Raw genomic sequence first — 12,514 nt, forward strand, 5'->3', positions numbered from 1 at the left:
CACATGAGATTGCTATTTTTGGGTGACATGGTGGGTCGGACAGGACGCACGGCTGTTTATGAAAAGCTGCCGGGCCTGGTTTCTGACCTGAAACTGGATTTCGTTATCGTCAACGGCGAGAATGCTGCTGGCGGTTTTGGTATAACGGAAGAAATCTTCAATGATACGATCCGCGCAGGCGCAGACGTAGTTACCACTGGTAACCACGTTTGGGATCAGCGCGAAGCATTGGAGTTTTCGCGCCGCGAACAACAGTTCCTGCGTCCAGCCAATTTTCCTAAGGGCACAGCCGGTCACGGCTCCGGTGTCTATATGGCTAAAAACGGTGCACGCGTACTCGTCTCCAATATTATGGGACGTGTTTTCATGCATCCCGATCTGGACGATCCGTTTTTAGCCGCAGAAAAAATTCTCGAAGCTTGTCCGCTTGGCGAACAGGCAGATGTGGTTTTCTTTGATTTTCACGCCGAGGCCACCAGCGAAAAACAATGTTTCGGCCATTTTGTGGATGGTCGCGCCAGTGCGGTTGTCGGCACCCACACCCATGTGCCAACCGCTGATTATCAAATCCTGCGTAACGGCACTGCCTATATGTCCGATGCTGGCATGTGCGGCGATTATGATTCATCCCTTGGTATGGATAAGGAAGAACCGCTCAACCGTTTCTTATCCAAAGTGCCAAAGGGTCGCTTTGAAGTGGCTTCGGGGCCCGCCACTATTTGCGGTGTCGGCATTGAAATTTCCGACCGCACTGGTTTGGCCGAAAAAATAGAGCCATTGCGCATCGGCGCGCATTTACAGCAAACAATCCCATCTTTTTGGGCTTAAAACCGCTTGTAATTTTAAAAAAGCATCCCTACTTTTTGCATTAGGGGTTACTGTCTGGTGTTATCAACATATCAGGCAGTTTTTCTGCATCTGAAATTTATTATTCTTTTCCGACGCAGTTCATGACGGAAGTTATTCTTTTCCGTTAAAATTGCTCTGGAAACCAGAGAGAAAACATTAATGGACTTTATCGCGGAACATTTTTCCTTCTTGTCCAGCCCGACAGGCTTGGCAGCACTGGTCACCCTGGTGGTGATGGAGGTTGTACTTGGTATCGACAACCTTATTTTCATCTCCATTCTCACCAATAAATTGCCGCAAGAGCTGCAATCAAAAGCGCGCCGTATTGGTATTGCTGCTGCGCTGATTTTACGCCTGCTCTTGTTGTTCACCATTTCCATTATTGTTCAGATGACCGAGCCGGTCTTTGAAATTTTCGGCAACGGATTCTCATGGCGTGATATTATTCTGGTGGTGGGCGGTCTCTTCCTTGTGTGGAAAGCAACCAAAGAAATTCACCATACTGTCGACCCTGAAGCACAAAAAGACGCATCCGTTTCCGGTGCTGTCACCATGACAATGGGTGCCGCCATTGTGCAAATCCTGTTGCTTGATCTGGTATTCTCGGTAGACTCGATCATCACCGCAGTCGGCATGACCGATGAAATCGCCATTATGGTGATTGCAGTTCTGGCCGCTGTCACAGTGATGATGCTGGCCGCTGATCCGCTGTCAAAGTTTATTGCTGCCAATCCGACAATCGTCATGCTGGCGCTGGGCTTCTTGCTGATGATCGGCATGACCTTGATTGCTGACGGTTTCGGCTATCACGTACCGAAAGGCTATATCTATGCCGCAATGGGCTTCTCCGCTTTGGTGGAAATGCTCAATATGCTGGCGCGCAACAGACGTAAACAGTCAGGCGGGCATTAACATTCAATAAAAAAGGCCGCTCTGACGAGCGGCCTTTTTTAATATCAGGATTTCCAGGCTTCCAAGATTTCCAGGCTTCAGTGTCAGCCTTCAATCTCTTCGCGCAGCATTTCCAGCTCCAGCCATTCTTCTTCAAAAGCATCGCTTTCACTGCGCTTTTTCTCCAGTTCGGCGGCTACCTTGGCAAAAAGATCTGGGTTTTTCGCATAAAGCTGCGGGTCAGCCATTTTGGCTTCCAGCACATCGATCTCTTTGGACAAAGCGTCAATCTTGCCCGGCAATGTTTCGAGCGCAAATTTTTGCTTGTAAGAAAGCTTGCGCTTTTCATCACGCTTTGGCGCCTGAGCCGCTGTGCCATCATTGCCAGCCGCAGCGCTGGCAGCCTTTGCCACCTGACGTTTGGCAATCGCCTGCTCTTTACGCTGCGCCATCATATCGGCATAGCCACCGGCATATTCCAGCCAACGCCCGTCACCTTCCGGCGCAATCACCGATGAAACGGTGCGATCGAGAAAATCACGATCATGGCTGACCAGAATAACTGTGCCATTGAAGGCTGAAACCAGCTCCTGCAACAGATCAAGCGTTTCCATATCCAGATCGTTGGTCGGTTCATCGAGGATGAGCAGATTGGCCGGACGGGAGAGAACCCGCGCCAGCATCAAGCGCGCGCGCTCACCGCCGGAAAGCTCACGGATCGGCGTGCGTGCCTGTTCAGGCTGGAACAGAAAGTCTTTCATATATGAGACCACATGGCGCTGCTCACCATTGACGATCAGGCTTTCACCACGACCATCAGTCAGGTAATGCGCCAGCGTATCATCCAGATTAAGGCTTTCACGCTTCTGATCAAGCTCAGCCATCTCCAGATTAACGCCCAGGCGCAATGTGCCTGAATCCGGCGCCAATTGTCCTGTCAGCATCGAAAGCAATGTTGTTTTACCGGCACCATTTGGCCCAACCAAACCAATGCGATCACCGCGTTGCACACGGATGGAGAAATCTTTCACCAGCACGCGTTCGCCATAGGCTTTGTTCAAGCCTTTGGCTTCAATCACCAGCTTGCCGGATTCTTTACTGTCACTTGCTGCCAGCACGGCTGTGCCTTGCGCTTTGCGATGATTGCGAAACTCAGCACGCATCGAATGCAACTCACCAAGTCGGCGCATATTACGCTTACGACGCGCGGTCACACCATAGCGCAGCCAATGCTCTTCACGCACAATCTGACGGCCAAGCTTGTGCAGGTCGCGCTCTTCTTCTTCCAGCACCTTATCGCGCCATTCTTCAAAATGGGCAAAACCTTGCTCGATGCGGCGGGTCACACCACGATCCAGCCAAATGGTTGAGCGGCTGACATTCTCCAAAAAACGACGGTCATGGGAGATCAGCACAATCGCCGAGCGGATCTGGCGCAGCTCATCTTCCAGCCATTCAATCGTATTGAGATCAAGATGGTTGGTAGGCTCGTCTAAAAGCAAGACATCAGGCTGCGGGGCAATCACCCGTGCCAATGCTGCACGGCGCGCTTCACCACCCGATAATTGCTGCGGTGTTTCTTCGCCCGTCAGCCCCAGATGCTCAAGCAGATAGGTGACACGATGCGGATCATCAATCGGCCCCAAGCCAGCTTCCACATAGGCGCGCACATTTGCAAAGCCATCCATATCAGGCGACTGCGCCAGATAGCGCACGGTTGCGCCGGGATGTTTAAAAACTTCGCCATTGGTTGGCTCAACCATACCGGCTGCGATTTTCAAAAGCGTGGATTTACCCGAACCATTACGACCGACCAGCGCAATGCGCTCACCTTCACTGACCGACAAGCCAGCATCTTCAAGCAGCGGTGTACCGCCAAATGTCAGTTTAATCTGGTCGAGGCGAAGAAGTGGTGGTGGTGCCATGGATAATGATTACTTCTTTTCAGGTGATTTTTTCAAAATCAAAGGTCAATTTGCACTGCTTGTCGTCGAGAAAGAGCTTTCTGTCAAATGACGTCTTTTCAGCGCACAAAAAAACAGGCCGGAAAATCCGACCTGTTTCTAATCTTTTCAAGCTTGGCTTGCAAATAAATGAACCGCTTTGGTTCTGTTATTATTGGCAAGGTGCTTCGTAAACGCGGCCATATGGATCGCGGTATTTGCAATATTGTACGCCATTGCGGGTTGTGGATGCACCCAGCAATGTACCTGCAACCGCACCAATAGCAGCACCGGTAAGCGCGCCACGGCCATTGCCGCCAATTGCACCACCAGCCAATGCACCAAGAGCTGCACCGCCAACACCATAGCCAGCTGTACGCTGCTCATTGGTTGTGCAAGCAGCGGTTGAGAATGCGAGCAATCCTGCGACTGCAATCATAGTAAGACGTGATTTCATGGAAGAAATCTCCCTTTATACGTTGAAAACCACCGACCTTGCGTCCCCAATTCGGCGCTTGCAGGTAGTCCTGCTATTATTAGCTTACATTATATTAACCGTTGTTCGTCAAGTCTTTTCATGACGGTTTTGCGATAAGTATTGCATGGCCTAAACGCAGAGAAACATAAAGCGTTCCACGAACAACATTAGAAACTGTCAAAGATGAGCCTAAAGGCAGCGTTATTTTATCCAATGGCCACTCTGCTTGCTCAATTGTCAGCCCTTCAAGCTGTGAAAAGCTTAAAATACTGAAAACAGAAGCTTCTGGCAGATTATAATGGAATTCACCCGGCACCAGCGGATATGCTTCTTCAAAACCACTGGATAGTAAAATCTGTCGCCCGAGGATCGCGTGTCTGGTTGCCATGGTCAGGTGTAAAAGTGTGTGATCGGTACGCTCTCCACCAAAAGCACCACATAGAATCACCCGTTTTGCGCCTAGTTGATAGGCTTTATTGAGCGCCAATTCGCCATCGGTCATATCTTTAGCAACTGGAAACGTCTCGCGCGGCACTGCTGTGAATTTTTCCAGCAGATCAGGATCGGTTGAATCAAAGTCACCCAGCCATAATTCCGGCACGACACCTAAACTCAGCGCATGGCGCATCCCGCCGTCTGCGGCTAAAAAACGTGCGCCCTTGACTTGGGCGCGCAAGCGATCCGTGACGGTTAAGTCACCACCGAGAAGAATGACAAATGTGCTCATAAAACTGCTCATAACATGCGTGCCCCGCCCCGAAAAGCTCCTTTAAGGATGGCTTGCGATAAGCCTCGGAAATGCTTAATATAAAGCTGCTCTAACGGGGTGCCTGATGTTTTCATCAGGCTGAGAGGCCGCAACTCCGGCCAACCCGCCGAACCTGATCCGGTTTGTACCGGCGGAGGGATTAGATGCTGTCCATATCCGACGCATAATCCTTTTGAACCTGATAACTTAAGGAGACGCATTATGCGGCTATTATCTTTACTCGCCTCGTCCGCAGTCATCATGCTGAGCATGGCTCATGTAGCTCAGGCAAAAGATACGCTTACCATTTACACTTATGACAGCTTCACCGCCAAATGGGGGCCGGGACCTGTTGTTAAAGAAAACTTTGAAGCGGTCTGTGATTGCGAGGTTAAATTCGTAGCAGCTGCTGATGGTGTGGCACTGCTTAACCGTATGAAGCTGGAAGGCGCTAAAACCGAAGCTGACATCGTGCTCGGCCTCGACAATAACCTCATTGCTGATGCCCATAAATCCGGCCTCTTTGCCCCAAGTGGCGTCGATCTTGGCCAAGTCGAAGTACCGGGCGGTTTTAAGGATGATGTTTTCGTCCCCTATGATTACAGCTATTTTGCTGTTGTCTATGACAGTGAGAAAATGAAAAATCCGCCTCAAAGCCTGAAAGAGCTGATTGAAGGCGATGCGTCACAAAAAATCGTACTGCAAGACCCGCGTACTTCCACACCTGGCCTTGGCATGTTGCTCTGGATGAAGGCGGTTTACGGTGATCAAGCAGCCGATAAATGGGAACAGCTGCAAAAACGCATTCTCACCGTCACACCCGGCTGGTCTGAAGCTTATGGCTTGTTCACCAAAGGCGAAGCACCGATGGTGCTTTCTTACACAACCTCGCCCGCCTATCATGTGATTGCCGACAAGACCAACCGCTATCAGGCACTTGCTTTTGAAGAAGGCCATTATTTGCAGGTGGAAGTGGCGGGCATGACCAAAACAGGTGAGAAAAACCCGCTCGCCAAACAGTTTTTAGCTTTCATGCTGGAGCCTGGCTTTCAGGATGCCATTCCGGAAACCAACTGGATGTTCCCTGTAGCCAAAACATCCAAGCCGCTTGATCCGGCCTTTGATGCTTTGGTAAAACCTGCAAAAACCTTGCAAATCTCATCCGAAGATGTCGCCGCCAATCGTAAAGAGTGGATCGACGAATGGCTGAGTGCTTCCAGCAAGTAAAAGCGGAAATTTTTAAGTGCGCCACTTGAGATCTTCATTCATCAAACCTCTCAGCGGGAGCATTGCTCTCGCCTTCTTGGGGCTACTGGCAGGCGGCGCACTTTTTTCGCTCGGATGGCAATCCTTTGGCGAGAGCTCGCTCTTTGCCAATTTTGATACCTATGTCTGGCGCATCACCCGCTTCACACTGTTGCAGGCCTTGCTTTCCAGCCTGTTATCGGTGGCAGTCGCCATTCCCTTAGCGCGCGCTTTACATGCATCGCATGAGTTTTATGGCCGCGCATTTATTTTGCGGCTCTTTACGCTGCCCTTGGTGCTGCCTTCACTAGTGGCCATTTTAGGCATTACAGCCATTTATGGCCGCAACGGCCTGATTGCCTGTCTTTTCAATTTGAGCGGCAGTTCCTTTGTGCCCAATATATACGGCCTTACCGGTATTTTGCTGGCGCATGTGTTTTTCAACATGCCGCTGGCCGTACGGCTTATTTTAGCCAATCTGGAAACCATTCCGGCTGATTACTGGAAACTATCCGCGCAATTGGGCATGGGCAATTTTGCGCGGTTCCGCCTGATTGAATGGCCGGTGATACGACGTAATCTATCCGGCATTGCCGGTTTGATTTTCATGCTCTGCATTACCTCCTTCACTACCGTTCTAACCCTTGGCGGCGGCCCGCGTGCCACCACGCTGGAAGTAGCGATCTATCAGGCATTGCATTTTGACTTTGATCTGACCCGCGCTGTAGCCCTTACGCTGATGCAGCTTGTTTTGACGCTCTCAGTGCTGGCCTTACTACGTTTTTTTGGCCGTCCCAGCGAAGAAGGATTTTCGCTGCAAATCACCACCAAGCGCTATGATCATGCGAAAAAAACAGAGCGTCTGACGAATTATGCAATCATTCTCCTCGGTTTATTTTTTGTCGCCAGTCCGGTGATCGGCATTGTGGCATCATCATTTATGGCCGATTTTACACGGCTGCTCAGTGAGGCTGCAGTATGGAATGCAATCTTCACCAGCCTGTGGCTTGGTGCGTCATCAGCCTGCCTGTCAGTCGGCCTCTCTTTCGCATTGGTGATTGCTCGGGAATATAGCGCAAGCCAAACAATCAACATCAAACCACGCCCGTTAACGCGCTTCTATCAAAATGCGCTTGAAACCGGCTCCGGCCTGATCCTGGTGGTACCGCCGATTATTTTAGGCGCAGGCTGGTTTATTCTGTTGCGCAATTTCGGCAATCCCTTTTCCTTTGCCAGTATGATGGTCATCACCGTCAATGCGGCCATGGCCATGCCTTTTGCTGTGCGTCTCATTCGCCCCGCATGGGACAATGCCGCCGCCAATCACAATCAATTATGCGCACAACTGGGCATTTCAGGCATCAACCGTTTACGCCTCATTGACTGGCCGGTGATGCGTCAGCCTGCTATTATTGCTTTTGCCTTTGCCTTTGCTTTATCTCTGGGTGATCTGGGCACAATTGCACTTTTTGGCAGTGACGCACTCACAACTCTGCCCTATTTATTGTTGCAACGGATGGGTAGCTATCGCACCCTTGATGCGGCTGGTCTTGCGCTTATTTTAGGTGGCTTATGCCTGTTGCTGATGATGATTGCTGACCGTGCCGCCAAATCCCGCCCCTATCAGCCCTGCCCCTGTAAGAAAGCCGGTTAATGTCGATTGTCATTGATGATGTGTTGTTCAACTATGGTGAAATGCAGATGCGCTTTGACACAGAGCTGCCTGCAAACCGCATCACATCCATTATCGGCCCCAGCGGTTCGGGCAAATCCACTTTGCTCAACATTATTGCCGGTTTTGAACAGCCGCTGAGCGGCAAAGTGATCATTGGCGGTCAGGATATGACTGATCTGTCACCATCCGCGCGCCCTGTTTCGATGGTATTTCAGGATAATAATCTCTTTGCCCATCTGGATGTGACGCAAAATGTCGGCCTTGGCCGCTCCCCCAATCTGAAGCTTAACGCCGCCGATCATCAGGCAATCATGAGCGCCATTGCGCGCGTCGGCTTAAATGGCAAAGAACATCGCAAGCCTGAAGCTCTGTCCGGCGGTGAGCGCCAGCGTGTCGCCATAGCGCGCGCACTTGTGCGCCAAAAACCGGTTTTGTTACTGGATGAAGCCTTTGCCTCATTGGGGCCGGCTCTTCGCCATCAGATGCTTGACCTGATTGATGCGCTGCAACAAGAAAATGCCATGAGCGTTTTAATGGTAACGCACACGCCGGAAGATGCCCTGCGTTTAAAAACATGGCTGATCTTCATTGAAAACGGGCAAATCAGTGCAACCGGTGAAGCAGAAGAACTGCTCTCTGACACCGGTCCGCAAGCCTTGCAGCACTATATGGGCAATCAGCAGCAAGATTGAGGCTTATCGAACTTTGATGTGCCTTATTCTGACGAAATATTAATGAGATGGTTAGCCTAAGCACACTGGACACTTGACTGTTAAATAATTAAATTGGCAACCGATTATTCGCTTCAAGCGGCTTGCTTGCATATGATGACATAGAAAAAACAATATTCATGCAACTTAAGTCAGTCAGAAGCGTTTTCCTTACAACTTTACAATAAGCGCATAAAACCGCTCCGGTATCAAAGCGAGGAATACAATAAAACCTCTCCGCCCCCTCCGCTCAAAATCATCCGATGATGCAACATTGAGCCTCTCAAAAAATGGTCTTGTCGGCACTGCGATCAATAATCGCGGTATGCGTAAAGTTTTGACTGTTTTAGGGTTGGCAGGTCTGTCTTTCCTGAGTGCCTGCCAGACGCTGGATTTTAGCGATCCGGACAGTTTACGCCCCTCCGACAATCCGGTAACCGTTGCTAATGTCAGCCGCAATGACCGTTTGGCACAGCTTGGCGCACAGCAGCATCCGCGGATTCTCGCCACTTATGGCGGCGAATATAAAGATGCCAAGCTAGAGCGTATGGTCGCCAAAATTGTCGGTAAACTGACAACCGTTTCCGACAAGCCGGATCAGACCTATCGCATCACTATTCTGGATAGCCCGAACATTAATGCCTTCGCATTGCCGGGCGGCTATTTATATGTGACACGCGGCCTGCTGGCGCTTGCTAACGACTCCTCCGAAGTAGCAGCGGTGATTGCCCATGAGATGGGTCATGTTACCGCCAATCACGGCATTTTGCGTCAGGAAAAAGAGGCCGAAACAGCCATAGCCAGCCGTGTCGCCACCGAAGTGTTGCACAATGAAGCGGCAGGGCGTGAAGCACTCATTCGTGGCAAGCTCAAACTTGCCCAATTCTCGCGCAATCAGGAATTACAGGCAGATTCGATCGGCATTCGCATGATCGGTGAAGCAGGCTATGATCCGTTTGCTTCGCCGCGCTTTCTGCAATCGATGGAGGCATATTCAAGCTTCCGCTCCATTTCAGGAGCGACCGATGCCAGCCTTGACTTCCTCGCCAGCCATCCGGCCACGCCGCAGCGTATTGAACTCGCTATGGGACATGCGCGCCGCATTGGTGCACCGGGTGTCGGCACGACAGACCGGGATTCCTTCCTTAATGGTATTGATGGCCTGCTTTATGGCGACACACCAAGCGAAGGCTATGTACGGGAACGGGTCTTCATCCATCCGAAACTTGGCCTGACCTTTACAGCGCCTGCCGGTTTCAGCATCGACAATTCCGCCACCGCCGTTATGGCAAGCGGGCCGGGCGAAGTGGCCATCCGCTTTGACGGTGGCAATTTGCCATCCGGCATGAAACTGACCGATTATATCTCTTCGGGTTGGGTCACAGGGCTGGATGAGAGCTCCATCCGCCCGATCACCATCAACGGTCTGCCAGCCGCCACCGCACGCGCCAGTGCCGACCGCTGGCAGTTTGATATTGTGGTCATCGGAGCCGGTGATAAGGTTTACCGCTTCCTGACCGCAGCACCGCGCGGCAGCAATGCTTTGATGCCAGCTTCGCAAAGCATCACCCAATCTTTCAAAATGCTCACAGCGGCGCAGAAAAACGCGATCAAGCCACTACGCATCCGCGTGGTTACAGTCAGAGCCGGCGAAACTGTCGCAAGTCTGGCTGAACGCATGTATGGCACTGACAGGAAGCTTGATATTTTCCGCCTGATCAATGCTCTGCCGATCGGCGCAACCGTATCTGCCGGTGACCGCGTCAAACTGATTTCAGAGTAGGTAAGACCTTTTATACGAATACAAAAAAGCCCGGTAAAAACCGGGCTTTTTTAAATGAACAGGCATTAAAATTATGCTGCTTCAACTTCTTCGTCTTCAGCTTCGCCTTTGGCGCCGCGCTTAGGACCTTTCGCCAGATTAACTTCAATCAGACGAACTGCTTCCGTTTCCGACATTTTATTAACGGCTGCGATTTCACGAGCCATACGGTCAAGCGCTGCTTCATAAAGCTGACGCTCTGAATAAGACTGTTCCGGCTGGTTATCAGCGCGGAAAAGGTCACGAACAACTTCCGAGATGAAAATCAGATCGCCGGAATTGATCTTTGCATCATATTCCTGCGCACGACGTGACCACATAGTGCGTTTGATACGCGCACGACCCTGAACAACTTTCAAGGCACGTTCGACATAATCAGTTTCCGAAAGCTTGCGCATACCGATAGTCAGAGCCTTGGCTACAGGAACCTTAAGGCGCATTTTATCTTTTTCGAAATCGATCACAAAAAGTTCTAACTTGTGGCCGGCAACTTCTTGTTCTTCAATGGCTACGATCTGGCCGACACCATGAGAGGGATAAACAATCGATTCACCGGTCTTGAAACCCTGACGAGCTGGGGACTTCTTCTGCTGGGATGACATACGCTTCCATACTCCCTGTTGTGCCCGGCGCTTCCGCCGGTTAACACGCGATATTCTTTTTAGCCCGTGCTTTAAAAAAAGCACTTGCAGGCATAAAATTGTCAGTTTACTTTCTGAAAATCACTGCTAAGCATAATTCATCGACCGGCTTAATGATGAGCAGTTTGCAATCAGCATGATTAACCGCTCCGGGTCATTTTATCCGGTAAATGTATTTATCCTATCAAAGATTAGCGCATAAACGTAGCGACTTAACGTCCAGAGACCGACATTTTGGCGGCACTCTACCATAAAATACATATAGAAGCAAGAATTTGCCAAAATCATGCTGGCCGAAGCAAGTTTCCTTCAGCCAGCTATCTACAAATCTGATGGTTTTATAAATTAATCGCCTGAGCCCGGCTCAGCTGAGAAAAACTGTTCCAGCTTATTGGCAACGCCGTCCATTTCTTTGGCTTCCGGCAGTTCGTCCTTCTTCACAGTAATATTCGGCCATTTTGCAGAATATTCCGTGTTCAGTTCCAGCCACTTGTCCAGCCCCGGTTCAGTGTCAGGGCTGATCGCCTCAGCCGGACATTCAGGCTCGCAAACACCACAGTCGATACACTCGTCAGGATTAATGACGAGCATATTTTCACCTTCGTAAAAGCAATCAACAGGACAGACCTCTACACAATCCGTATATTTACAACGGATACAATTGTCAGTGACAACGTAGGTCATAAGTCAAACTCCAGTCAGAAAAGGCATTCGTTGAGCAGTCAGGTAACGATTTTGAAGCCGTATGACAAGCCTAGAAACACGCACCAGTGACGGTTCACCGCAGGGCAGAGGTCAAATGGCACACGGATTGCAGTTTTTACCGCACTCTTAGAATTTTCATCTCAAGGCAGCAGAAACTGTAAAAATCTCATTACACTGTAATCATCATCAATCTGTTAATCAGCAGTGCCCGATATTCAATCAGAAAAAACCTGGCGCAATTTATCCGTCAAACGGCGCTCGCGCTTGGTCGGGCGACCGGAGCCGGCATCTCTCAAGCCTGATTTAATATTGGTCAGATCATCTTTGGCAGGCATTGCGGGGGAGTTATCCTGATAAAGCAATTGTGCTTCCACAGCTGGCCCTCGCCTCTCACCCAACAATAAAACTTTATAGATCAGAATTTTACGCTCTAGCGTGATGGTCAGATCATCACCAAGCTTTACGCCATAGGAGGCCTGATCAATCTTTTGTCCATTGACCCTGACATGACCACCGGCGGCAAGCTTTGCCGCCAGCGATCTTGATTTCACCACCCGCGCAAAAAACAGCCATTTGTCGATCCGCTGCTTTTCTGCTGCTACGCTCATGATTATTTCTTCAGTTGTTCCTTCAGCGCCGCCAATTTTGCAAATGGCGAATCAGGATCAAGCTTCACAACACGTTCCTGACGTTCAAAACGCTGATTGCCTTCATGCTTGTTGTTCTGACCACCGCGTTTCGGGCCGCCCTTATGAGGCGCGCCGGATTTGCGCTGATCATCACGGTGATGCTTGCGGTTTTCACCTT

Annotated in this window: 12 protein-coding genes and 1 riboswitch; of the genes, 6 read left to right on the forward strand and 6 right to left on the reverse strand. The window is 50.3% G+C overall.

Annotated elements, in window-relative coordinates; translation table 11 throughout:
• Positions 1 to 3: 3 nt before the first annotated feature.
• Together FHS77_RS09090 and FHS77_RS09095 are read left to right on the forward strand one after the other, a co-directional pair.
• The gene (locus FHS77_RS09090) at positions 4 to 828 is read left to right on the forward strand and encodes a TIGR00282 family metallophosphoesterase (RefSeq protein ID WP_184222558.1); all 825 of its coding nucleotides are present in this window, start codon (positions 4 to 6) and stop codon (positions 826 to 828) included.
• A gap of 180 nt (positions 829 to 1,008) precedes the next feature.
• On the forward strand, positions 1,009 to 1,761 hold the full coding sequence (locus FHS77_RS09095) for a TerC family protein (protein WP_184222560.1): 753 nt from the start codon (positions 1,009 to 1,011) through the stop codon (positions 1,759 to 1,761).
• 83 nt (positions 1,762 to 1,844) lie between these two features.
• Here the strand turns inward: FHS77_RS09095 and FHS77_RS09100 are convergent, their stop codons facing one another.
• The 3 genes from FHS77_RS09100 to FHS77_RS09110 form a co-directional block, all read right to left on the reverse strand.
• Positions 1,845 to 3,665, reverse strand: coding sequence for an ABC-F family ATP-binding cassette domain-containing protein (locus tag FHS77_RS09100; protein ID WP_184222562.1), 1,821 nt, complete (start codon positions 3,663 to 3,665; stop codon positions 1,845 to 1,847).
• Between the two features lie 190 nt (positions 3,666 to 3,855).
• Positions 3,856 to 4,140 carry a YMGG-like glycine zipper-containing protein gene (locus FHS77_RS09105; RefSeq protein ID WP_184222563.1) on the reverse strand — a complete coding sequence of 95 codons (285 nt, stop codon included), beginning with the start codon at positions 4,138 to 4,140 and terminating at the stop codon, positions 3,856 to 3,858.
• A 118-nt stretch (positions 4,141 to 4,258) separates the two neighbouring features.
• Complete coding sequence (locus FHS77_RS09110; protein ID WP_184222565.1) at positions 4,259 to 4,888, reverse strand: thiamine diphosphokinase; 630 nt, start codon at positions 4,886 to 4,888, stop codon at positions 4,259 to 4,261.
• Positions 4,889 to 4,973: 85 nt separating this feature from the next.
• Positions 4,974 to 5,086, forward strand: a riboswitch (TPP riboswitch).
• Positions 5,087 to 5,131: 45 nt separating this feature from the next.
• Between FHS77_RS09110 and thiB the strand changes: the two genes are divergently transcribed.
• The 4 genes from thiB to cdlP all read left to right on the forward strand — a co-directional run bounded on the left by thiB (position 5,132) and on the right by cdlP (position 10,322).
• On the forward strand, positions 5,132 to 6,136 hold the full coding sequence (gene thiB, locus FHS77_RS09115) for a thiamine ABC transporter substrate binding subunit (RefSeq protein WP_184222567.1): 1,005 nt from the start codon (positions 5,132 to 5,134) through the stop codon (positions 6,134 to 6,136).
• Positions 6,137 to 6,152: 16 nt separating this feature from the next.
• Entirely contained in the window at positions 6,153 to 7,808 is a 1,656-nt protein-coding gene (thiP, locus tag FHS77_RS09120) for a thiamine/thiamine pyrophosphate ABC transporter permease (RefSeq protein WP_343060984.1), read from the forward strand.
• Positions 7,808 to 8,521: a thiamine ABC transporter ATP-binding protein gene (gene thiQ / locus FHS77_RS09125; protein WP_184222569.1), complete on the forward strand. Its 714-nt coding sequence runs from the start codon at positions 7,808 to 7,810 to the stop codon at positions 8,519 to 8,521. Before thiP ends, thiQ begins: the two co-directional genes overlap by 1 nt.
• A 343-nt stretch (positions 8,522 to 8,864) precedes the next feature.
• Positions 8,865 to 10,322 carry a cell division protease CdlP gene (cdlP, locus tag FHS77_RS09130; protein ID WP_184222650.1) on the forward strand — a complete coding sequence of 486 codons (1,458 nt, stop codon included), beginning with the start codon at positions 8,865 to 8,867 and terminating at the stop codon, positions 10,320 to 10,322.
• 71 nt (positions 10,323 to 10,393) lie between these two features.
• On the opposite strand, the gene FHS77_RS09135 is transcribed toward cdlP, so the two are convergent.
• The 3 genes from FHS77_RS09135 to FHS77_RS09145 all read right to left on the reverse strand — a co-directional run bounded on the left by FHS77_RS09135 (position 10,394) and on the right by FHS77_RS09145 (position 12,315).
• Positions 10,394 to 10,963 carry a CarD family transcriptional regulator gene (locus FHS77_RS09135; RefSeq protein ID WP_184222571.1) on the reverse strand — a complete coding sequence of 190 codons (570 nt, stop codon included), beginning with the start codon at positions 10,961 to 10,963 and terminating at the stop codon, positions 10,394 to 10,396.
• Positions 10,964 to 11,347: 384 nt separating this feature from the next.
• Positions 11,348 to 11,686, reverse strand: a complete 339-nt coding sequence (gene fdxA / locus FHS77_RS09140; RefSeq protein WP_184222573.1) for a ferredoxin FdxA — start codon at positions 11,684 to 11,686, stop codon at positions 11,348 to 11,350.
• A 236-nt stretch (positions 11,687 to 11,922) separates the two neighbouring features.
• Positions 11,923 to 12,315, reverse strand: a complete 393-nt coding sequence (locus FHS77_RS09145) for an RNA-binding S4 domain-containing protein (RefSeq protein ID WP_184222575.1) — start codon at positions 12,313 to 12,315, stop codon at positions 11,923 to 11,925.
• Positions 12,316 to 12,514 lie beyond the last annotated feature (199 nt).

This window comes from Paenochrobactrum gallinarii (assembly GCF_014205685.1).
Classification (GTDB): Bacteria; Pseudomonadota; Alphaproteobacteria; order Rhizobiales; family Rhizobiaceae; genus Paenochrobactrum; species Paenochrobactrum gallinarii.